Source organism: Rodentibacter rarus, from assembly GCF_001998965.1.
Lineage (GTDB): Bacteria > Pseudomonadota > Gammaproteobacteria > Enterobacterales > Pasteurellaceae > Rodentibacter > Rodentibacter rarus.
Genome location: NZ_MLHJ01000065.1, coordinates 1 through 23,340, shown reverse-complemented (window position 1 = coordinate 23,340; position 23,340 = coordinate 1). Strand labels below are relative to the sequence as shown.

At 42.3% G+C, this 23,340-nt stretch carries 19 protein-coding genes; 8 read left to right on the top strand and 11 right to left on the bottom strand.

Translation table 11 applies throughout. The features are described from left to right. Positions 1-121: 121 nt before the first annotated feature. Genes hemG through BKK50_RS07480 form a run of 3 tightly spaced genes read right to left on the bottom strand, consistent with a single transcriptional unit; the run spans position 122 to position 2,723 of the window. Positions 122-637, bottom strand: coding sequence for a menaquinone-dependent protoporphyrinogen IX dehydrogenase (gene hemG, locus BKK50_RS07490; RefSeq protein ID WP_077416824.1), 516 nt, complete (start codon positions 635-637; stop codon positions 122-124). Further along, positions 637-2,100, bottom strand: coding sequence for a TrkH family potassium uptake protein (locus BKK50_RS07485; RefSeq protein ID WP_077416822.1), 1,464 nt, complete (start codon positions 2,098-2,100; stop codon positions 637-639). Before BKK50_RS07485 ends, hemG begins: the two co-directional genes overlap by 1 nt. A gap of 2 nt (positions 2,101-2,102) precedes the next feature. Next, the gene (locus BKK50_RS07480) at positions 2,103-2,723 is read right to left on the bottom strand and encodes a YigZ family protein (RefSeq protein ID WP_077416820.1); all 621 of its coding nucleotides are present in this window, start codon (positions 2,721-2,723) and stop codon (positions 2,103-2,105) included. Positions 2,724-2,837: 114 nt separating this feature from the next. Between BKK50_RS07480 and tusA the strand changes: the two genes are divergently transcribed. Beyond that, the gene (gene tusA / locus BKK50_RS07475; protein ID WP_077416818.1) at positions 2,838-3,077 is read left to right on the top strand and encodes a sulfurtransferase TusA; all 240 of its coding nucleotides are present in this window, start codon (positions 2,838-2,840) and stop codon (positions 3,075-3,077) included. A 390-nt stretch (positions 3,078-3,467) separates the two neighbouring features. Here the strand turns inward: tusA and glpC are convergent, their stop codons facing one another. Genes glpC through glpA form a run of 3 tightly spaced genes read right to left on the bottom strand, consistent with a single transcriptional unit; the run spans position 3,468 to position 7,722 of the window. Beyond that, on the bottom strand, positions 3,468-4,748 hold the full coding sequence (gene glpC / locus BKK50_RS07470; protein WP_077416815.1) for an anaerobic glycerol-3-phosphate dehydrogenase subunit GlpC: 1,281 nt from the start codon (positions 4,746-4,748) through the stop codon (positions 3,468-3,470). A 9-nt stretch (positions 4,749-4,757) separates the two neighbouring features. Then, the gene (gene glpB, locus BKK50_RS07465) at positions 4,758-6,041 is read right to left on the bottom strand and encodes a glycerol-3-phosphate dehydrogenase subunit GlpB (protein WP_077416813.1); all 1,284 of its coding nucleotides are present in this window, start codon (positions 6,039-6,041) and stop codon (positions 4,758-4,760) included. Continuing rightward, on the bottom strand, positions 6,031-7,722 hold the full coding sequence (gene glpA / locus BKK50_RS07460; RefSeq protein WP_077416811.1) for an anaerobic glycerol-3-phosphate dehydrogenase subunit A: 1,692 nt from the start codon (positions 7,720-7,722) through the stop codon (positions 6,031-6,033). The genes glpB and glpA overlap by 11 nt, the downstream gene beginning before the upstream one ends. Before the next feature lie 294 nt (positions 7,723-8,016). Between glpA and glpT the strand changes: the two genes are divergently transcribed. Together glpT and glpQ are read left to right on the top strand one after the other, a co-directional pair. Beyond that, positions 8,017-9,459 (top strand): glycerol-3-phosphate transporter, encoded by a 1,443-nt coding sequence (glpT, locus tag BKK50_RS07455; protein ID WP_077416809.1) that lies wholly within the window; start codon positions 8,017-8,019, stop codon positions 9,457-9,459. 142 nt (positions 9,460-9,601) lie between these two features. Beyond that, a complete protein-coding gene (gene glpQ / locus BKK50_RS07450) occupies positions 9,602-10,693 on the top strand; it encodes a glycerophosphodiester phosphodiesterase (RefSeq protein ID WP_077416807.1) in 1,092 nt (363 codons plus the stop codon). A gap of 99 nt (positions 10,694-10,792) precedes the next feature. Here glpQ and BKK50_RS07445 read toward each other — a convergent pair whose 3' ends face one another. After that, positions 10,793-11,536, bottom strand: coding sequence for an MIP/aquaporin family protein (locus BKK50_RS07445; RefSeq protein WP_077416805.1), 744 nt, complete (start codon positions 11,534-11,536; stop codon positions 10,793-10,795). A gap of 340 nt (positions 11,537-11,876) precedes the next feature. Here BKK50_RS07445 and glpK point away from each other — a divergent pair, with 340 nt between their 5' ends. Beyond that, the gene (glpK, locus tag BKK50_RS07440) at positions 11,877-13,388 is read left to right on the top strand and encodes a glycerol kinase GlpK (RefSeq protein WP_077416803.1); all 1,512 of its coding nucleotides are present in this window, start codon (positions 11,877-11,879) and stop codon (positions 13,386-13,388) included. 36 nt (positions 13,389-13,424) lie between these two features. Here the strand turns inward: glpK and BKK50_RS07435 are convergent, their stop codons facing one another. After that, a complete protein-coding gene (locus BKK50_RS07435; protein ID WP_077416801.1) occupies positions 13,425-14,297 on the bottom strand; it encodes a VirK/YbjX family protein in 873 nt (290 codons plus the stop codon). Between the two features lie 104 nt (positions 14,298-14,401). On the opposite strand from BKK50_RS07435, the gene yihA reads away from it, so the two are divergent. Both yihA and BKK50_RS07425 read left to right on the top strand, forming a co-directional pair. After that, entirely contained in the window at positions 14,402-15,019 is a 618-nt protein-coding gene (gene yihA, locus BKK50_RS07430) for a ribosome biogenesis GTP-binding protein YihA/YsxC (protein ID WP_077416799.1), read from the top strand. 113 nt (positions 15,020-15,132) lie between these two features. After that, entirely contained in the window at positions 15,133-16,662 is a 1,530-nt protein-coding gene (locus BKK50_RS07425; protein WP_077416797.1) for a YifB family Mg chelatase-like AAA ATPase, read from the top strand. Positions 16,663-16,813: 151 nt separating this feature from the next. On the opposite strand, the gene BKK50_RS07420 is transcribed toward BKK50_RS07425, so the two are convergent. Continuing rightward, positions 16,814-19,129, bottom strand: coding sequence for a Tex family protein (locus BKK50_RS07420; protein ID WP_077416795.1), 2,316 nt, complete (start codon positions 19,127-19,129; stop codon positions 16,814-16,816). 101 nt (positions 19,130-19,230) lie between these two features. Here BKK50_RS07420 and greB point away from each other — a divergent pair, with 101 nt between their 5' ends. Continuing rightward, positions 19,231-19,710: a transcription elongation factor GreB gene (gene greB / locus BKK50_RS07415; protein WP_077416793.1), complete on the top strand. Its 480-nt coding sequence runs from the start codon at positions 19,231-19,233 to the stop codon at positions 19,708-19,710. A 70-nt stretch (positions 19,711-19,780) separates the two neighbouring features. Here greB and pckA read toward each other — a convergent pair whose 3' ends face one another. Together pckA and asnA are read right to left on the bottom strand one after the other, a co-directional pair. Next, positions 19,781-21,397: a phosphoenolpyruvate carboxykinase (ATP) gene (gene pckA / locus BKK50_RS07410; RefSeq protein ID WP_077416791.1), complete on the bottom strand. Its 1,617-nt coding sequence runs from the start codon at positions 21,395-21,397 to the stop codon at positions 19,781-19,783. Positions 21,398-21,670: 273 nt separating this feature from the next. After that, positions 21,671-22,663 (bottom strand): aspartate--ammonia ligase, encoded by a 993-nt coding sequence (gene asnA / locus BKK50_RS07405; protein ID WP_077416826.1) that lies wholly within the window; start codon positions 22,661-22,663, stop codon positions 21,671-21,673. Between the two features lie 154 nt (positions 22,664-22,817). On the opposite strand from asnA, the gene asnC reads away from it, so the two are divergent. Continuing rightward, positions 22,818-23,270 (top strand): transcriptional regulator AsnC, encoded by a 453-nt coding sequence (gene asnC, locus BKK50_RS07400; protein WP_077416789.1) that lies wholly within the window; start codon positions 22,818-22,820, stop codon positions 23,268-23,270. The last annotated feature ends 70 nt before the right edge of the window (positions 23,271-23,340 follow it).

Here is a 23,340-nt window from a genome sequence, read left to right as displayed (position 1 = left end):
GTGTGCGGTGCATTATAGGGATTTTTTAATCCTGCGCAAGTGTTTTTTTTCAAAAAAATTTAAAAAAATGATCTTTTGATTAAAAGCACAGCGGATTGGGTGAAATTTGACTATCTTTTGATTATTTATCCAACGCATTAATTTGTTGTGCAAACACCTTAACTTTTTCCCAGTCTGTATATTCGACTTCTTTACTGGTGTCAGTTTCACCACCGGTGATTTTCATAATAAATTGGATCATTACCCGATCAAACCATTTATAACGTGGATATAATAATGCGCCCGCAAACACAGCGGCTAACTCGGGCTGCCATTTTGTACGTTGCAAAAATTTGCGGACATACACGTTCGTTTCCGGATTATCTTTTCCTTCTTTACGTGCGGTTAAATTCACGCCAAAAAATCCCGATCTTTTTTGTTCTAAATAAACAAGGTTACGCACAATAAAACGATCAAGTGTTTTATTAAAATGGCCATAGCGTATAGAGGCACCAATAATTACTTGCTCAAAGGGCGCAATATCATAATCTTCTCGTAGTTCATCAACTATCACCTCACCTTCTAAAAGTGCGGTTAAAAATTCAGAGATTTTTTTGGTTTGCCCATCATGGCTTGAATAAAGAATTAACGTTTTCATTAAGCTTTCCAAAATGCAGGAGTGAATAGAGCTAATAGAGTAAAGATTTCCAGACGTCCACATACCATCGCAATGGTTAAAATCCATTTTGCATTGTCGGGAATTGCCGTCATATTGCTACTGACAGAGCCCAATGCCGGTCCGAGATTGTTCAAACAGGCAAGCACTGCATTAAATGCATCGAAAGGTGTGACACCACTGGCGATGACCCCCAGTAAGCAAACTAAAAACACTAAAAGGTAGGCGGAAAAAAATGCCCAAATACTTCCTATAACCCGCTCATCTAATACAGTTTTCCCCCATTTTATGGGATAGACTAAATTGGGATGAACAACACGTTTTAGCTCCCGTTTTCCTTGTAAATAAAGCACTAATACCCGTGCCACACGTAAACCGCCCCCTACTGAGCCTGCACAACCGCCCATAAAGGAGGCAAGGATCAACAATACCGGTACAAAAGAAGGCCATACGGTAAAATCTGATGTGGTATAGCCTGTCGTGGTAGAAATTGAAACGGCTTGAAAGAGAACTTGTTCAAAATCTTGCCAAGACGATGAAAAATAATTGTGGTTCCACATCACGAAAGTACAAAGCACCACTAAAATGATCTGGGTGCTGATAAAAAACCGAAATTCAGGATCGCGCAAATAAATCTTGATAAAATTCTCACGTCCAATTGTTGAAAATGCACGAAAATGCAAGCCAAAATTACAGGCGGAAATCAATAAAAACAAGACGGTAATGGCGTTAATCAACGGGCTATTGAAATACCCCATACTGGCATCATGCGTTGAAAAACCGCCAATGGATACCGTGGAAAAACTGTGCGTCAACGCATCAAAAGGTGTCATTCCTGCCAGCCAATAAGCTAACGCACAAGAAATTGTCAGTAAAAGATAGATTATCCACAGCATTTTGGCGGTTTCCGCAATCCTCGGTCGAATTCGTTGCTCTTTCATCGGACCGGACATTTCCGCACGATAAAGCTGCATACCGCCAATCCCTAATAGCGGAATAATTGCGATTGCTAAGACAATGATCCCCATCCCCCCCAACCATTGTAAAAATTGGCGATAAAATAAAATCGCTTTAGGTAGATTATCCAATCCCGTCATTACCGTTGCGCCGGTCGTGGTTAAACCGGAGAATGCTTCAAACACCGCAGATGCCAAAGTCAAATGAGGCGCATCAAATAATAAAAGTGGTAATGTTGCCAAGCAACCCAATACAAACCAAAAGGCGACCACAATCAAAAACCCATCACGTGAACGCAATTCTTGTTTATGATGATGGCATGGCCACCAGAGTAATGCGCCAACAACTAAGCTCAAAACGAAAGCCTGCATAAATGCTTTTCCGCCACCGTCACCATAAATCAACGCCACAAATGCCGGAATTAACATCGTGCCGGAAAAACACATCACAAGAATCCCGATAATTCGGATTATAGATAAAATGTGCACAATTATTCGCCTTCTTCTAAAGGTTGAAGCATCAATTTTCCTGCTGATTTTTCAGTGAGTTCTAGGGAAAAAGGTTCAATCATTTTTTCGCTAATCCCTAACATTAAGTGAATCTGCACCTGAAAATCTTGTGACAAAATCGCTATTTGATATTTTTCACAAAGCAATTGCACCCAGCCCCATTGCCCATAATCACAATCCAAACGAAAAGCGATACGCTCTATTTTAATCTCGGTCTCCAAAAGTTTTAACGCTTGTTGAACGCCGCTATTGTAAGCACGTACGAGCCCCCCGGTGCCTAACAATACACCGCCAAAGTAACGTACGATCACAGCACTAATCTCTCCTACACCACTTCCTTGTAGTGCATTTAGCATCGGCTTTCCTGCTGTACCGGCCGGTTCGCCATCGTCAGAAAAACCAAATTGGAGAGAATCCTCAGGATTCCCCGCCACAGTCGCCCAGCAATGGTGTCGAGCTTGAGGATGCGTCAACTTAATCTTCTCCCAAAAGGCTCTCGCTTCCGATAAACCTTCTGTATGTTGCAAATAAGTGATAAAGCGGCTTTTTTTAATTTCTTCTTCAAAAATGACCGCACTTTTAGGGATGGGATATTCCGCCATGGTATTTATTCAGCTAATTTCAATGGGCGTTAGTCTATCACTGATGATAGGGATTTGTCGAAATTTCCCCACAAGTGGTATCATATGTATTATTTTTTTTAGAAAGTGAAATCCATGTCTGAAATTACGATCACCCAAACGCTCGATACCTTGGGTTTGCGTTGCCCGGAACCTGTCATGTTAGTGCGTAAAACCATTCGCCATTTAAACGAGGGGGATGTATTGTTGATCCTTGCCGATGATCCCGCCACTACGCGCGATATTCCAAGTTTTTGTCAATTTATGGAACACCGGTTACTACAAAGTGAGGTGGAAACAACGCCGTTTAAGTATTGGGTAAAGAAAGGGAAATAGGAGAGGTAAAATCCCCGCATAATCTACCTGTCACGCATAACCAAGTGATAATTAAGGATAATCAAATATTAACACTGTGATAGCTACGCAAGCGCAAAGAATGCCCCGAAACAGCGTGTGAATAGAGGGGCGAAATCAAATCAATTCCAAGCCCGACTGAAAATTGAAGTCCCCCACTCTCGCTATTAGAAGTCTGATTTTAGCGCCAATAAAATTTTTACATCCAACAGATTTTCTTTTCTCCCCAAGAATAAAAAATGAGCAAAGAAAATTACTTCCTATTGACGTTACGTTCCCTAAAACAAATTTACAAAAGAGGGCAATATTTGAGCTAAAACAAGCGATGATGATAAAAAAGTACGATCAAAATTCACCGCACTTTTTCATTCTCTACGCTTCCATCGACATACAAAGTAAACTCAATGGGTGAATACAGGTGACATTGGAAGACATATCAATTTGCCATTTACAGGTTTGACATTCAGAAATCACATAATCAAATCCGCCTTCGTTGATATGCTCAAATAAGCTTTTCCCAATGGCTTGTGCGGTGTCATAGTTTTCCGCTTTAAAACCATAAGTACCGGCAATACCACAACATTGTGATGGCAACATAATGATTTCCAATCCCGGAATTTGTTTCAACACCTCCAATGTGTAAGGTGCCCAACCTGCTTTTTCGACATGACACGCCGTGTGGTACGCCACCCGCAATTTCAGCGGCTTCAACGGTAAGCGTTTCCCCTCTTTAAAAAGCCGATATAAGAAAGGGGTCACCATATGGATATGTGGGCGGACTTTAGCATTGTCGATGCCCAAAATATGATGATATTCATCCCGTAAATTTAACGCACAACTTGAAGCCTCGCTAATCACGTCTAAACCATTTTCATCCACCATTTTGCCGATAAAATTGGTATTGAATTGAGCAATATTGCGTGCACGCTCAGGAAAACCATTTACCGTTAAAGGTAAGCCGCAGCATTTTTCTTTTTCCAACAACATCACGCCAATCCCCATGGCATTGAATACTTTCAAAAATTCTTTGCCCAGTTGGGGATTGTTATAGTTCACATAACAGCCATGAAAATAGGCCACTTTATGTTCAAACTTTTTCTGCGCTTCCAAGGCATTTTTCATATACCAGCTACGAAACGTGCCAAAGGCATATTTCGGTAAGGTGCGTTTTTTGCTGATATTGAGGGTTTTCTCAAGCACAAATTTTGTTGCGCTCAATCCTGTAATACGGTTCACAATAGGGGCAAGAGGCGTGTTGAGTTTTCCCATCACATCGGTGTTACTCAAAATGACATCACGCAATTTGTTCATCAGCGGTTTTTTCTGTTGAGCCAAATGATTATTACGCGCCCGAACAATGAGATCACCAATTTTGACATCAGACGGACAAGCCACTTCACAACGTTTACAGTTGGTGCAGTATTTAAGGGCTTCGTCATAAAGTTCGGCCGATTTTAAACGTAAACGCTCTCCATCGGGGCCGGATTGCTTCGGACCGGGATAAAGCGGGTTATTACGGGAAACCGGACAAACAGCGGTACAGGCGGTACATTTAATACAGCTTTCAAAACTTTCATCAATATATTGATGGCTTGAGGTCGAATTAAGCGATTGTTTTGCGCTGTCAATTAATCGTTGAATATTGGTATCCATTATCGCCCCCTATTTCGCCAAAATTTCATCGGCAACAGTCAATGCCGTTACCACGGCTACCCCGGAACCACAGCCAAGTTCTAACGCATTAAAACCCCCGATGACATTCCCCACTGCATATAAATTCTTTAAAAATTGACCGCTCTTTTGCACTTGGCAATGGGCGTTAATCACCACCCCGGCCGATTGATAAGGTTGCGGATTAGAGAAACGGTTATCCGTCCAAGTGAAACGATCTTTCTCATCAAAACCGGCTACCCCTGTAATATCGGCATAAAACACCGGTTCGAAAATTCGATTGAATTCAGACATTAAGCCTTTGCTGAAAAAACTGCCCGATGCAAGTACAAAATTATCCGCAACAATTTCTTCGTCATTATGCAAACGCGTCATAATACAACGCACACGATCACCGTCAAAATGGGCTTTCACCGCACTATCACCATTCATCATTAAGCCCCCGAGAGATTCAAATCGGCGGCGTAATTGAATACGTTGGCGCATTCCCAGTAATGATGGCGGCAAAGTCGGTAATTCAAATAAAGCAAGTTTTGTGGCTTGGCGAAGTGCGGTCATAAATTCTTGATTTTCTAGCCCAAAACACGCCGGCAAAAATACGGCTTCCGCACCTTGCGCTGAATCCACAATTTCTTTCACCAACTCATCAAAAGCTAATTTATGCTCTAAAAGCTGGGCGATATTGACACTACGGAACTCTCGGGCATTTTGGCGAAGTTCGTCTAACTGTGGAATATTCAAGAAACCGCTGGTGACCTCGCAATGAGTGAATTGTGCATTAAGCACTAAATTTGCCGCTAATAATTGCGGTTGGAAATCGTGATAACCTTCAATCCCTAACACTGCAATGCGTTTGTGTGGGAAAGGTTCGTTCCCTTCTACCGTAGGCACACTATTCGGGGAAAGCCATGTGCCACGCAAACTCCCTAGCCCCGCAACCCGCCAGTGGTTTTTTTCACTCGAACCGACTAAATGAAGATTGAGCGATTGCGCCAAGTCTTCAAAGGCTTGCGCTTTGCTTATCACCTGTTCTGCACCTAATAGGCTATAAGGATGTGCCGGTAATGCGTTGCAAAGTGCGGTCAAATTTTCGGGTAAATTTTCCACCGCACTGCCGTCAGGCAAACGGCTTAATAAATCAAACGAACCGGAAGCAAAATCCATAGCGGCTTGTCCGTTGTTGATGATCACACAATGTTTACCCTGTTGTTGAAGGGCGATACCGCAGGTTAATCCTGCCAAACCGCCACCAATAATGGCTACATCAAAATTCATTACTATCCGTCCCCTGTTGTGCTTGTTCTTCAAGGGGTTTCACATCATTCAACCCCAATACACTGCCATACATCCAAGCGGTAAATTCCGCCTCACGAATTGCCTCGCCCCAAGCGATAGGCTGAATTCCACGCCAACGTTCTTCCATAAAAGCATTCAGTTGCGTGGTGGATTGGCGAGGCGTGGCAACCTCAAAACGGTTCATCAACCCGGCAGCACGACAGGCGCAAAGTTCTGCTTGGCAAGTTCCCATACCCACTCGGGTGCGGCGGCGTAAATCCACCAGATTATTCACATCAAGTTCATCAACGGCATAACGCACTTCACCAGCTGTCACCGCTTCACATTCACACACCATGGAACGATCTAAACGATCTGTTTGAAGCAATCGGCTTGCCCTTGCACCGTGGCGATACACGGCGGAATAACGAATGGTGCTTGGTAATGAAATGACTTTTTGATTGGTTTCTTGGCGGCTTTCTGTCGAACCCGGCAAAGGACGCTCTGCGGTCACACAAGACGCATTTTTATTCAGTTTTCTGCACACCAAATCCGTAGCCCACTCCGCCATTAAGCGATAAGTCATCAATTTACCGCCGGTTATTGTGATAAATCCGTCTAAGCCATCACGCTCGGCATGATCCAATAAGACAATACCACGGCTCACATTCCGACCGGACGGATCATCATCCGTTGCCACTAATGGTCTAACCCCTGCATAAGCACGAAGCACACGGGTATGACGTAAACTTGGCGCTAATTTTTCCCCTTCACGGAAAAGAATATCCACCTCTTCAGGGGTAATTTCCATATTGTCAATTTGATCGTAAGGAATACGGCTGGAGGTAGTACCAATCACACAAATGGTATCACCCGGCACAAGAATATCCGCATCTGCCGGTTTACGACAGCGGTTAATCACCATTTTATTGATACGGTGTCCCATTACCAACAATGCGCCTTTTGCGGGGAACATTTTTATTTTGAGATCCGCATATTCCGCAATCCCTTGTCCCCAAATCCCACTGGCATTCACCACTACCGGTGCAAAAAATTGGCGTTTCACTTTGTTTTTATGATCATAAACCTCAACACCAATGACTTTTCCCCCTTCCCGAATGAGATTTTTCACTTCACAATAAGTGAAAACTTTAGCACCGTTTTCTGCCGCATCCATCATATTGGAGGCGGTTAAACGGAAAGGATCAATAGAACCGTCAGGCACTACCACAGCGCCTACTAAATTTGGATTAACGGAAGGTTCCATTATTTTGGCAAGTTGAGGATCAATCGCCACGGCTTCAATACCGGATTTTGTACAGCTTTCAATGAAGGTTTTTTGATAGTCGAGGGAATCTTCAGGTAGGGTAATAAATAGACCTTCGGTTTCGTCCACACAGTGACGAGCAATTTGGCGCAAAATACGGTTTTCTTTAATACATTCTTCCGCCGATTCCTGATCATTTACTGCATAACGCGCGCCACTATGCAAAAGCCCGTGATTACGCCCCGTTGCACCGGTGGCAATATCACGGCGTTCTAATAAAATGCAGGAAATCCCCCGCAATGCACAGTCACGGGCAATCCCCGCGCCGGTTGCCCCCCCACCGATGATAATCACATCTGTTGATAAAGAAGAAAAATCTCCAACATTTCGATATAAATTAGGCGATAATCCCATGTTTACCCCCAAAGCCCACAAAAATAATAAAAAACAAAACCTCTAAAAAAACCTTTGGCAAATTGTAGAGAATAACGCCTAAATTAACAACATTTTGAGCGAAAAAGAAAATAAATCTGTGAAATAGATCACAATATTTTCGCATTCACTCATATCAATATAACTTTTTTGTGAACAGGCTCACATTTTTCAATTCTCAAACTTTCTTATTTTTTATTTTTCATTATGATGCGCACTCTCCTTTCTTTTTAATAGGAAAGGACAAATCATAATTCAATATGTTGGAGAAAAATTATGTTTGGACCATTTAAACCCGCACCGCACATTGCGGAACTTCCGGCGGAAAAAATTGATTCTACCTATAAGCGTTTACGTTGGCAGGTCTTCGCAGGGATCTTCTTTGGCTACGCCGCTTATTATTTTGTGCGTGCAAACTTTGACTTGGCTCAAAAAGGGTTAATTGAAGCCGGTATGTATAACAAGGCTGAGTTGGGTCTTGTTGGTACAGCTGCCGGTTTAGCTTACGGTTTGTCAAAATTCTTTATGGCAATGCTTTCGGACCGTTCTAATCCGAAAGTCTTCTTACCATTCGGTTTATTACTATCCGGTTTATGTATGACCATGATGGGGTTATTCCCGTGGGCAACATCCGGCATCGTTGTTATGTGGATTATGATCTTCTTAAACGGTTGGTTCCAAGGTATGGGTTGGCCTCCATGCGGACGGACAATGGTTCACTGGTGGTCTAAATCCGAACGTGGAACCATTGTTTCTATTTGGAATACCGCCCACAACCTTGGTGGTATGGTACCCGGTGCCATGGTGCTTCTCGCCGGTGCGCTTTATTTCAGCACACACGGTGTAGAAGCCACCGCAAAAGATGTATGGCAACAAGCCCTTTACTATCCGGGTATTGCAGCGATGATCATCGCTATTCCAATTTATCTTGTGATGAAAGATACCCCACAATCTTGTGGCTTACCGCCTGTTGAAAAATGGCGTAATGACTACCCTGATGACTATAACGAAAAAACCTACGAGCATGAGCTTTCCACGAAAGAAATCTTTATGACTTATGTGTTGAAAAACAAATTGTTATGGTACATCGCTATTGCTAACGTCTTCGTTTATTTAATTCGCTACGGTGTGTTGAAATGGTCACCGGTTTACTTAGGTGAAGTAAAACACTTCAACATTAAGGGAACGGCTTGGGCATACACCATTTATGAATTAGCTGCCATTCCGGGTACATTATTATGTGGTTGGGTTTCTGACCATGTATTCAAAGGTAAACGTGGATTAACCGGTTTCATCTTTATGATTTTAACCACGATCGCCGTTGTCGCTTTATGGAAAAACCCGGCAACACCAGAAGCAGAGATCGCAAGCTACGGTGCTTGGTATGAAAACCCATATCAATTAACCGACTTTATTTTAATGACGACTATCGGTTTCTTAATTTATGGTCCAGTGATGTTAATCGGCTTACACGCCCTTGAGCTTGCACCGAAAAAAGCCGCTGGTACGGCAGCAGGTTTCACCGGTTTATTCGGTTATTTAGGCGGTACGGTATCAGCTTCTGCTGTGGTTGGTTGGGCAGCAGAATACTACGGCTGGGATGGCGGTTTCTACGTGATGATTGCCGGCGGTATCTTAGCGGTATTACTCCTTTTCATTGTGATGGTTGAAGAAAGTAAACACAAAGCAAAATTAGGTGATACCTACGGTACCAAATAATTAGCGTAAACAAGGCGACGGGCAAATGCTTAAGTCGCCTTTTTTATTTAATAAATCTTTAATATAGATGAATTATATTGACTGAATATTATTCACAAAAAACCGTTCCAAAAACTAACCGCTCTTTTAAGGAGAAATATTTATGAAACTTAAAACCTTAGCCCTTTCTTTATTGGCTGCCGGTATATTAGCCGGTTGTAGTAGTCAATCTTCAACAATGGCAAATAGTATGAAATCAGAGAAAATCATTATTGCCCACCGTGGTGCAAGTGGTTATTTACCGGAACATACGCTGGAGTCCAAAGCCCTTGCCTTTGGTCAACAAGCGGATTATTTAGAACAAGATTTAGCCATGACAAAAGATGGTCGTCTTATTGTTATTCATGATCACTTTTTAGACGGTTTAACCGATGTGGCGAAAAAATTCCCAAACCGTCATCGTAAAGACGGGCGCTACTATGTGATCGACTTCACCTTAAAAGAAATTCAAAGTTTGAATATGACGGAAAACTTTGAAACCAAAGACGGTAAACAAGTTGCCGTTTATCCTAACCGTTTCCCACTTTGGAAATCCCATTTCAAAATCCATACTTTTGAGGATGAAATTGAATTTATCCAAGGTTTAGAAAAATCCACCGGTAAAAAAGTGGGCATTTATCCAGAAATCAAAGCCCCTTGGTTCCATCATCAAAACGGCAAAGATATTGCGGCTGAAACACTCAAGGTATTGAAAAAATACGGTTATGACAAAAAAACTGATAATGTCTATTTACAGACCTTTGATTTTAACGAGTTAAAACGCATCAAAACCGAATTACTGCCGAAAATGGGGATGGATTTGAAATTAGTTCAATTAGTGGCATACACCGATTGGCATGAAACCGAAGAAAAAAATGCTCAAGGCAAATGGGTGAATTACGATTACGATTGGATGTTTAAACCGGGTGCAATGGCGGAAGTAGTGAAATACGCTGACGGCGTGGGGCCGGGTTGGTATATGTTAATTGACAAAGAGAAATCAAAAGCGGGTAAAATTCAATACACTCCATTAGTGAAAGAATTAGCACAGTATAATGTGGAATTGCATCCTTATACGGTGCGTAAAGATGCTCTACCGGAATTTTTTACCGATGTGAATCAAATGTATGATGCATTACTCAATAAAGCGGGAGCAACAGGTGTGTTTACTGATTTCCCTGATACCGGGGTTGAATTTTTGAAAGGCAAAAAATAATTCTTTGTGTACTAAAGAAAGAACCCAATCTATGAAAGATTGGTTTCTTTTTTTATGCTTGAAAAGTGCGGTTGTTTTCCAACCTGTTTTTCTATTTGGCTACATTACCACTGCATAAACAGCCGCCGCCAATAACGAGCCGATGATCGGTCCTGCAATCGGTACCCAACAATATGCCCAATCCGGTTTGGTGTTTAATTGGCGACTGAGGAAAAGTCCTAAGGTTAAACGCGGTCCGAAATCCCGTGCCGGATTTATGGCGTAGCCGGTTGTTCCCCCTAAACTCAAACCAATCGCCCAAACGAGAATCGCAACCGGTAATGCACCGATAGAGCCTAAACCAATAGGCGTCGCTTCCGTTGTGCCAGGTAAGGTAATATCCGCCCCAACGATATAGAAAATCACAAAAATCAAGACAAAGGTGCCGATAATTTCGCTGACAAGGTTGCTTGGATAATGACGAATCGCCGGCTCTGTACAGAAACAAGCACGTTTTGCGCCTTCATTTTCAGTGGCGAGGAAATGACTACGGTACATCACATAAACCAACAATGCGCCCACCATTCCCCCTAAAATTTGGGCGATGACATAACCCGGTACGAACCCCCAATCGAATGCTCCTTTTGCGGCAAGACCTAAAGTGACGGCTGGATTTAAATGCGCACCACTGTAAGGCCCGACAACGACAACCGCTACATACACGGCAAACGCCCATGCAGTCGTAATCACAATCCAACCGGAACTTTGTCCTTTCGTTTTATCAAGACAAACATTGGCAACCACACCGTTCCCTAAAAGAATCATTAAAGCGGTGCCGAAAAACTCTGCGAAATAAACATTCATAAGAGAATCTCCATACAATGATTGAAGAAGGCAGTTCTAAAAAGAAGTGCCGATAGGCAATTGTGTTCGTTGTTCGATCAAAGGTGAGAAACTCAATGTTGAGTGCGTTCATTATCGGCTAAAAACCTTACACTTCAAGTAGGTATTTCAACTAAATTTTAGAAATGAGAACCAGATCACATAATTTATCGAAAAAGAAAATTTTTTTGTGAGCATTATCACGAAATCACAAAGTCACACTTTAAATTTGATGAGAATTCGATTAGGTTATTGGCGCAATTTGTTCGTTTAAGCTCAAAATATTCGTTTATTACTAATAATGTACTCCAAGGAGTTTACCATGACCGACAAAAAATACATTATCGCTTTAGATCAAGGCACAACCAGTTCTCGAGCGGTATTATTAGATCATAATGCGAACATTGTCGAAATTGCTCAACGCGAATTTACGCAAATTTATCCTCAGGCAGGTTGGGTAGAACATAACCCAATGGAAATTTGGGCGACACAAAGCTCTACGCTCAATGAAGTGGTCGCCAAAGCCGGGATTACCTCCGATGAAATCGCTGCTATTGGTATCACCAACCAACGTGAAACCACCATTGTGTGGGAAAAAGCAACGGGCGCCCCGGTTTATAACGCCATTGTTTGGCAATGCCGCCGCACAGCTGATATTACCGATAAGTTAAAAGCTGATGGCTATGAGGAGTATATTCGCCACACCACGGGGTTAGTGGTGGACCCGTATTTTTCCGGTACAAAAGTGAAATGGATTTTGGACAACGTGGAAGGGGCACGGGAAAAAGCAGAGCGTGGCGAACTCTTATTTGGTACGGTAGACACGTGGCTTGTGTGGAAACTGACTCAAGGTCGTGTTCACGTCACCGATTACACTAATGCCTCACGCACAATGTTATTTAATATTCACACCAAACAGTGGGATGACAAGATGCTTGAAATCTTGAATATTCCTCGATCAATGTTGCCTGAAGTGCGTAATTCTTCTGAAATTTACGGTCAAACCAACATTGGCGGTAAAGGTGGTGTACGTATTCCGGTAGCAGGGATTGCCGGTGACCAACAGGCCGCACTTTATGGGCATTTATGTGTACACGCAGGGCAAGCAAAAAACACCTATGGTACAGGTTGTTTTATGTTGCTCCACACCGGTGATAAAGCCATTACCTCAAAAAATGGGTTGCTTACCACTATCGCTTGTAATGCCAAAGGCGAACCGGAATATGCGTTGGAGGGTTCAGTCTTTATTGCGGGGGCTTCTATCCAGTGGTTGCGTGATGAACTCAAAATTGTTCACGACAGTTTCGATTCCGAATATTTTGCGCAAAAAGTACCGGATAGCAATGGCGTTTATGTGGTTCCGGCATTCACCGGCTTAGGTGCACCTTATTGGGATCCTTATGCACGAGGTGCAATTTTCGGGCTTTCCCGAGGCGCTAATCGTAACCACATTGTGCGAGCCACCCTTGAATCTATCGCCTATCAAACTCGTGATGTATTAGAAGCGATGCAATCCGATTCAGGCGAACGCCTACAGTATCTTCGTGTAGATGGTGGGGCAACAAACAATAACTTCTTGATGCAATTCCAAGCGGATATCTTGGATGTGAATGTAGAACGCCCTGTAGTGAAAGAAGTCACCGCATTAGGTGCTGCATATCTTGCCGGTCTCGCCACCGGTTTCTGGAAAGATTTAGACGAGCTACGAGATAAAGCCCGCGTAGAACGCACCTTCACCCCGGATAACGATAACGAAAAACGTGAACGCCGTTATAAAGGTTGGAAAAAAGCAGTAAAACGCTCACTTGAATGGGCGAAGGAAGATGCTGAATAACATAAAGTGCGGTCAATTTTGACCGCATTTCCATTTCTATACATTAATCCCTAGCTTCTCAGACATAGATTTTGAAAACTCATCCAACATAGCATATCGTTTTCGATACATAGAACGCTTTTTACTTGGTACCTCGTCAAGGTTTCTGTCATCCTCTAAAGGTAGTTCCCAGTAATCCTTTAGCAAGCCATTTGATTCGGCAAAAATCGTGTCATAATCAACCACGTAGGATTTAGACTGAATAAAACGAGATTTATTTTGATACTTTTGTGGAATGCCGAGTAGTTTATCGAACCCAAGCGTCTTTGTGAGATCCTTCATTACTTCAATCATTAAATAAGCAGGAGGCAAGCCATGGCAAGCTTTCGTAAGCTGTTTTACCCTTTCTTTTGAATCGGCAAAATTCGGTCCCTGTACAACGGCAATAAGCAATGCGTCCCTAAGTTTGGCAAAAGTAAGCAAATAAACCAGTTCATTTTGAGATTTATGCCACAACTCCAATACCCAATAACCTTCCATAGGCTGATGCGTCGTCATACTTAATGTTATTTCAAAATCAGGGATAATTTCTCCCAAATTCAATGGTTTTTCCCACAATGGTGTTGGAAGTGCGGTCAATTTTTTCGGTAAAAATAATAAGTTCTCGCAAATGGCTTCAAAACGTTCCGATGCTGTTAAACGTTTATCCAAAAAACGGCAAGCTAAAGGGTAGCTATAATTTATACGTTCATTTAATAAATCAATAAGGAAAGGATGTTGATTTACAAAATGCTCAAATTTTCTAATCCAACATCGATGTAAAAAACTGCGCAAATTATAGCGTAAACGTTTTAAATAATTAGAACGCCCTGGACGGTCAGGGTAAATAATATCCGCTTTAATCCAAGTGTATTGTTGGTTTGTTGTCATTTTTGTTGTTAAATAAATTGATTCTTAGGCGGAACTATTCTACACAATTTCAGCAGATTTGCGATCTATGATATGCTTAGCACCACTATATCAGAGGAAAAATTATGTCTGAAATAAAGTTGAACTATCATAAAACCCATTTTCTCACGAGCTCCCCGAATATCCGCTCAATTCCGGAAGATACCGGTATTGAAATCGCCTTTGCCGGTCGTTCAAATGCGGGAAAATCCACCGCACTTAACGCCCTAACAAACCAAAAAAACCTAGCTCGTACCTCTAAAACCCCGGGACGTACCCAGCTTATCAATTTATTTGAGGTTGAACCAAATTGTAAACTTGTGGATCTACCGGGCTATGGTTATGCCGCTGTACCGGAACAAATGAAAATCCAATGGCAAAAATCCTTAGGGGAATATTTACAAAAACGTGAATGTTTAGCGGGGCTTGTTGTATTGATGGACATTCGTCACCCTCTAAAAGATCTCGATCAACAAATGATTGAATGGGCAGTTTCCGCAGATTTACCCATTTTACTCTTACTCACCAAAGCAGATAAATTGAGCCAAAGCGCACGGAGCAAACAAGTAAAAATGGTGCGGGAGGCGATTCTTCCTTTCCAAGGCGATATTCAAGTGGAAGTCTTTTCAGCACAAAATAAAATCGGTATTGATAAATTGGCTACAAAATTAGACAGTTGGTTTTCACCGGTTTTTACGGAATAAAATGTGAATTTTACGATGAAGATCGCAAAAAAAGCCTATGATGAATGATTTCATCATAGGCTTTTTTTATAGTACGAAAACGTTTTAAATTTTATCCGCACTTTTAGGAGCCTATGTCCCTTGCTATTGTTTATAGCCGAGCCTCTATGGGCGTTCAAGCACCACTCGTTACTATTGAAGTCCATTTGAGTAATGGAAAACCAGGATTTACCCTTGTGGGCTTACCTGAAAAAACGGTGAAAGAAGCACAAGATCGCGTGCGTAGTGCATTAATGAACGCACAATTTAAATATCCGGCAAAACGCATCACCGTAAACCTTGCACCGGCAGATTTACCCAAAGAAGGGGGGCGATTTGATCTCCCTATTGCCATTGGCATTTTAGCAGCTTCCGATCAATTAGATGCCTCAAGGTTAAAAGGCTTTGAATTTGTGGGTGAGCTCGCATTAACCGGACATTTGAGAGGTGTCCATGGCGTGATTCCCGCTATTATTGCGGCACAAAAAGTCAAACGAGAACTTATCATTGCCAAGCAAAATGCCAACGAAGCCTCGCTAGTGTCTGGACAGAATACTTACTTTGCGCAAACGCTACTTGATGTAGTGCAATTTCTCAATAATCAGGAAAAATTACCCAGCACCACTGAATTAACCCCAGAAAGTGCGGTCAATTTTTCCCCTGGAAACCACTTAGACTTAACGGATATTATCGGACAACAACACGCCAAACGAGCTCTCACCATTGCTGCCGCAGGGCAACACAATTTACTTTTCCTAGGTCCACCCGGGACGGGGAAAACTATGTTGGCAAGCCGTTTAACCGCCCTGTTACCGGAAATGAGCGATCAAGAAGCCATTGAAACCGCCTCGGTAACAAGCCTTGTGCAAAATGAACTCAATCTCTACAATTGGAAGCAACGCCCTTTTCGATCTCCACATCACAGCGCCTCGTTACCCGCACTTGTAGGCGGGGGGACAATCCCCAAACCGGGCGAAATTTCTTTGGCGCATAATGGGGTGCTTTTTTTAGATGAATTACCGGAGTTTGAGCGAAAAGTATTAGATGCCTTACGTCAACCGCTAGAAAGTGGCGAAATCGTTATCTCTCGAGCCAACGCCAAAATTCAATTTCCCGCCCGTTTCCAATTGGTGGCGGCAATGAACCCCAGTCCGACAGGGCATTATACCGGCACCCATAATCGCACCTCGCCACAGCAAATTATGCGTTATCTCAATCGTCTATCCGGGCCGTTTTTGGATCGATTTGATTTATCCATTGAAGTGCCGCTTCTGCCACAAGGGAGTTTACAACATTCAGGGGATCGAGGGGAAACCAGTGCACAAGTGCGGGAAAAGGTGTTAAAAGTAAGGGAAATTCAATTAGCCCGTGCCGGAAAAATCAATGCTTATTTAACCGGTAAAGAAATTGAACGTGATTGTAAATTAGAGGAAAAAGAGGCGTTATTTCTTGAAAAGGCATTGAATAAATTGGGGCTTTCTGTGCGTGCCTACCACCGTATTTTAAAAGTTTCACGCACTATTGCCGATTTAAATGGGGAAAAACATATCTCCCAAGCCCATTTGGCAGAAGCCCTAGGCTATCGGGCAATGGATAGGTTATTGCAAAAACTCATTAACCTATGACGGTTGTGAGCTAACAATGAATTGATGTTGGTTGATAGGGCGATGGATACAGCTTGTAGCAAAAGTATTCCCCAACATAGGCGATGGTTTCAGGATGACGCATAAATAAACATCGCTCTTCCGTGAGAAAATCCACGGAAGAGCGATGGGTTTATTTTTTCCAATTTTTTAAGGCATCGGCAAAGGCATTGCCCATAGCACTATTATTTTGGGAACGTGAAGTGCGATCTTGTCGTGTATGGTGAGATCGTGGTCTCGCCGATAAAGTGCGGTCAGATTTATCGCTGTTTTTCACCGCACTTTCTTCTAACCGCATCGTCAAAGCAATACGTTTACGGGGAATATCCACCTCTAAGACTTTAACTTTAACGATATCCCCGGTTTTCACCACTTGATGCGGATCTTCAACAAATTTATCACTAAGTGATGAAATATGCACCAACCCATCTTGGTGAACCCCAATATCCACAAAGGCACCGAAGTTGGTGACATTTGTGATCGTGCCTTCTAAAATCATCCCGGCTTTTAAATCGGTAATCTCTTCAACCCCTTCAATAAAGGTGGCAGTTTTAAATTCACCACGAGGGTCACGCCCCGGCTTTTCCAATTCTTTGAAAATATCTTGTACGGTCGGTAAACCAAAACGTTCATCAGTAAACTGTGCGGCATTAAGCTGACGCACTGTACTGCTTCCCATTAATTCTTGAATCGACTGTTGGGTCGCCTGCAAGATTTTTTCCACTAATTCATAAGCCTCAGGGTGAACACCTGACGCATCGAGCGGATTTTTACCTCCGGCAATACGCATAAAACCGGCGCATTGTTCAAAGGCTTTTGGCCCCAAACGGGGCACATTTTTCAATTGTTCACGGCTGTCAAAACGACCGTTTTCATCACGATAAGCCACAATATTTTGTGCTAAGGTTTTTGTCATCCCTGCCACACGGGCGAGTAACGGAGCGGAAGCGGTGTTTAAATCGACCCCAACGGCATTCACACAATCTTCCACCACCGCATCTAATTTACGGGCTAATTGGGTCTGATTCACATCATGCTGATATTGCCCCACACCAATGGCTTTAGGCTCAATTTTCACCAGTTCCGCCAATGGGTCTTGTAATCGGCGGGCAATAGAAACCGCACCACGCAAGGAAACATCTAAATTTGGAAACTCATTAGCAGCAAATTCAGAGGCAGAATAGACTGAAGCGCCCGCTTCACTTACCACCACCGTTTGTGGTTTATTTTCTTTGATTTCTTTAATCACTTCTTTCGCAAAACGTTCTGTTTCACGAGAGGCGGTACCATTACCAATGGCTATCAACTCGACATTATGTTGGCGAATTAAGCTAAATAAAGTCATTTGTGCTTCGCTCTCACGGCCTGTATGAGGATAAATGGTCGCCGTATCCAATAATTTTCCGGTGTTATCCACCACTGCCACTTTCACCCCGGTGCGTAAGCCCGGGTCAAGTCCCATGGTATTTTTTGACCCGGCAGGTGCCGCCATTAAAAGTGCGGTCAAATTTCGGGCAAAAACATCAATGGCTTCTTCTTCCGCTTTTTCACGCAGTGCACTCATTAATTCCGTTTCTAAATGGAGGGAAACTTTAATTTTCCACGTCCAAGCAATCACTTGCTCACGCCATTTATCTGCCGGCTGACCGCTTAAACGGACGCCCAAATGTTCTTGAATAATGTCTTCACAATAACTGTGACGAGCCCCTTCTTCCGCATCGGGATCGGCATTTAAGGTCAGCTGTAAAATGCCTTCATTACGTCCTCTGAACATGGCTAAAGCACGGTGTGACGGCACATTTTTCAATAATTCCTGATGATCGAAATAATCTTGGAATTTTGCCCCCTCTTGTTCTTTCCCTTCTGCGACTTTCGCTTCAATTTGTGCATTTTGCTGTAAATATTGACGCACTTTTGCCAATAATTGGGCATCTTCAGCAAAGCGCTCCATTAAAATATAGCGGGCGCCATCTAATGCCGTTTTGGTATCCGCAACACCTTTTTCTGCATCCACGAAAGAAAGTGCGGTCATTTCCGGATCATTTTTTGGTTCGTTCCAAAGTAACTCGGCAAGTGGCTCAAGCCCCGCTTCAATGGCAATTTGTCCTTTGGTACGGCGTTTCGGTTTGTAAGGCAAATAGAGATCTTCCAGTTCGGTTTTACTTTGTGTCGCTTCAATTTGCGCACGCAATTCATCGGTGAGTTTGCCTTGTTCCTCAATGGATTTCAAAATACTTTGGCGGCGATCTTCAAGTTCACGCAAATAGCCTAAGCGGCTTTCAAAATGGCGAAGTTGGGTATCATCTAACCCACCTGTCGCTTCTTTACGATAACGTGCAATAAATGGAATAGTGTTACCGTCATCCAGTAATTGAATAGCGGCGAGAATTTGATGAGAAGCAACATTAAGTTCTGCTGCGATAATTTGACTAATTTGTTGATTTAACATCGGTATACGTCTTTGTTGAAAATAAAATCGGGCATAGAATACTGGTTTTGATACCTTGGCTCAAATATAATTCAATAAATTTTCCGACCTTTACAAAAGAAATGGCAAAATCCAATTACATCACACGCCAAGGCTGGAGCGCCTTGAACAAAGAACTGAAATTTTTGTGGAAAGAAGAACGCCCTAAAGTGACCCAAGCGGTTTCTGATGCTGCTGCTTTAGGGGATCGCAGTGAAAATGCGGAATATATTTATAGTAAACGGCGATTAAGAGAAGTTGATCGCCGTGTGCGTTTTCTCACAAAACGTTTAGAAGTTTTACAAATTGTGGATTACAACCCCAAACAAGAAGGTAAAGTGTTTTTTGGCGCTTGGGTGGAATTAGAAGATGAAAATGGAGAAGTGAAGCAATATCGCCTTGTGGGTTGCGATGAGTTTGATCCGGCAAAAAATTGGATTTCGATTGACTCTCCGGTTGCCCGAGCTTTGATTGGAAAAAGTGTTGATGATGAAGTGATGGTGGAAACCCCTTCAGGGCGGATTACACTTTATATTAATCGTATCTGGTACGAAAATATCTAAATTTTTTATCATTTTGATAAAAAAGAACCCACACATAGAAAGTGCGGGTTCTTTTTTCATTGATTTACCATTAGGCTTTAGGACCTGCGGCGATTAACGCTTTTCCTTCTGCATTGGTCGCATATTTTTCAAAGTTTTTCACGAAACGACCGGCTAAATCTTCCGCTTTCGCTTGCCATTGGGCTTTATCTGCATAAGTATCACGAGGATCTAAGATTGCAGGATCGACCCCCGGCAATGCGTTTGGAATCGCTAAGTTGAAGATTGGCAACTCGCCCATTTCCGCTTTTTCAATTGAACCGTCTAGAATCGCATCAATGATGCCACGGGTATCTTTGATAGAAATGCGTTTACCTGTACCGTTCCAGCCGGTATTCACCAAGTACGCCTCTGCCCCTGCCGCTTGCATACGTTTTACTAACACTTCCGCATATTGTGTTGGGTGAAGCGTTAAGAATGCCGCACCAAAACAAGCAGAGAACGTTGGTGTTGGTTCGGTGATACCCCGTTCCGTCCCCGCCAATTTTGCCGTGAAACCGGATAAGAAATAATACTTGGTTTGTTCCGGTGTTAATTTAGAAACCGGTGGTAACACCCCAAAGGCATCGGCAGTGAGGAAAATCACTTTGGTGGCATGACCTGCACGGGAAATCGGCTTAACAATATTATCAATGTGGTAAATTGGGTAGGACACACGGGTATTTTCGGTTTTTGAACCATCATCAAAATCCACAGAACCGTCAGCACGAACCACCACATTTTCTAACAAGGCATCACGGCGAATGGCACGATAAATATCCGGTTCGTTTTCTTCGGAAAGATGAATAGTTTTCGCATAGCAGCCCCCTTCGAAGTTGAAGACACCGACATCATCCCAGCCGTGCTCATCATCACCGATTAATTCACGTTTCGGATCCGTTGAAAGCGTGGTTTTACCTGTGCCGGATAAGCCAAAGAAGACCGCAACATCACCTTCCTTGCCCACGTTCGCAGAACAGTGCATGGAAGCGACACCTTTGAGCGGTAGGAAATAGTTCATCATAGAGAACATCCCTTTTTTCATTTCGCCACCATACCAAGTCCCGCCGATTAATTGAATTCGCTCTGTTAAATTGAATGCCACAAAGTTTTCAGAATTTAATCCCTGTTCTTTCCAGTTTGGATTGGTGACTTTAGAACCGTTCATCACCACAAAATCCGGTTCAAAATTTTTCAATTGTTCTTCTGTTGGGCGGATAAACATATTTTTTACAAAGTGCGCTTGCCATGCCACTTCAGTCACAATACGCACGGCAATGCGATCTTGTTCGCTTGCTCCACAGAAACCGTCAATTACAAACAAGCGTTTGCGGGAAAGTTGATTGGTGACTAAATCTTTCAGGCTTTGCCAGGTTGCCTGATTCATCGGTTTATTATCATTTTTTGCCGCATCCGATGTCCACCAAACGGTATCTTTGGTTTTTTCATCTAATACAATGTATTTATCTTTTGGGGAACGACCGGTAAAAATGCCGGTATCCACCGCCACCGCACCGGTTGTGGTTAATGTGCCTTTTTCAAAGCCCTCTAAACCCGGTTTGGTTTCTTCTTCGAATAATTGCTCATAGCTTGGATTATAGACAACGTCTTTTACATCATAAATGCCTAATGTTTCAAGTTGTTTGATTACTTTGTTTACATCTGTCATAACTCACCTCTTATTAAATTAAAGTCTAAAATTTAACCTGAGGGTATTCTAAAGAAAGGCAATTAAAAAAAATGTTAAGTAGATCTCATTTTTATAAATTGATGTCGCTTTTGAATTTTTTTAGATAGATTTTATGATCAGTATCAAAAAGTGCGGTTATTTTTTGAAAGGAAAGTGGTGAAAAAATGCTTTCTAAATGAATTTCGCCCTCAGCACCAAAGAGGATGAGGGCGTATTATTCGGATGATTAATTATGCAATGAGCCTCTCAGGCTTAGAGAATATGCTCATATTTTTCTAACATTTCTTTTGGCCACACGCTGGATTGCACCTCGCCAATATGTTTTTTACGCAATAAGAACATTGCCATTCGTGACTGACCAATTCCACCGCCAATGGAAAGCGGTAATTTCCCGCTTAGCAACTCTTGATGCCAATCCATTTTTAAACAATCTTCTTTGCCACTTAAAGCCACTTGCAAACGAAGTGCTGCGTCATCCACACGAATCCCCATAGAAGACAACTCAAATGCGCTATTGAGCTGTTCGTTCCAAACGAGGATATCGCCATTTAAACCTTTGTAGCCGTTTTCAGATTCTGTTGTCCAGTCATCGTAGTCCGGCGCACGTCCATCGTGAGGTTTACCATCAGAGAGTTTACCGCCGATACCAATTAAAAATACCGCCCCATATTCTTTACAGATCGCATTTTCCCGCGCTTTACTGGAAAGATCAGGATAGCGTTTCACTAAATCTTCACTGTGAACAAAGGTAATTTGTTTTGGCAACACAGAAGGAATATCGAAACGCGCCTCCACTGCAAGTTCTGTCAAACGAATAGCGCGATAAATAGCATTAACGGTTTCTTTTAAGTAAGCGAGGTTACGGCGACCTTCCGGAATCACTTTTTCCCAGTCCCATTGATCCACGTAAATAGAGTGGGTTGGATCTAAGGAATCCTCATCGGGACGTAATGCCTTCATATGTACAAAAAGCCCTTCCCCCTCTTTAAAGTGAAAACGTGCAAGGGTATGGCGTTTCCATTTTGCCAAAGAGTGAACCACTTCATACACGGCATTTGGAATACACTTCACATGCACTTGAACGGCTTTCTCAATACCGGATAAGTTATCTTGCATTCCGTTGCCAACCTCGCTAAGAATAGGGCCTTGCACTTCAATAATCCCTAATTGCTCGATTAAATTTTGAGTGAAGGTGTTTTTAACAAAACTAATTTCTTGTTGTTGTAAAATAAATGTTTTTTTCATCTTTTCCGCCTGTTTTAAAAGGATAAGTAAAATTTTGAGCATTATTCAATAAATCACAACTTTCTTTCAAGTGATTTATTTACATTTAAAATAATTTTAAATATTATTTAATTAAATGATGATTTATTAGATTAATTCTAAAGGAGCCTATGCTATGCACAATATTGATAATCTTGATCAACAAATTCTTCGTGTTCTCACTAAAGATGCGCGCACCCCCTATGCCGAAATGGCAAAAAATTTTGGTGTCAGCCCCGGCACAATTCACGTTCGTGTAGAAAAAATGCGCCAATCCGGGGTGATTGAAGGCACGAAAGTCATTATTGATGAACGTAAACTTGGCTATGACGTTTGTTGTTTTATCGGGATCATTTTAAAAAGTGCAAAAGATTACGAAAAAGTGATTAAAAAGCTGGAAACCTTTGATGAAGTGGTGGAAGCCTATTACACCACGGGAAATTACTCCATTTTCATCAAGGTGATGACTCACACCATCGCCGAATTACATTCTGTTCTCGCCACGAAAATTCAGTTAATTGATGAGATTCAATCCACCGAAACACTGATTTCAATGCAGAATCCTATTTTGAGGGATATTAAACCGTAAATATCTTAAAAAACCCGGTATTATGCAACACTTGCACAATGTTGCTTTTTGTTATCTTGTAGGGACACAC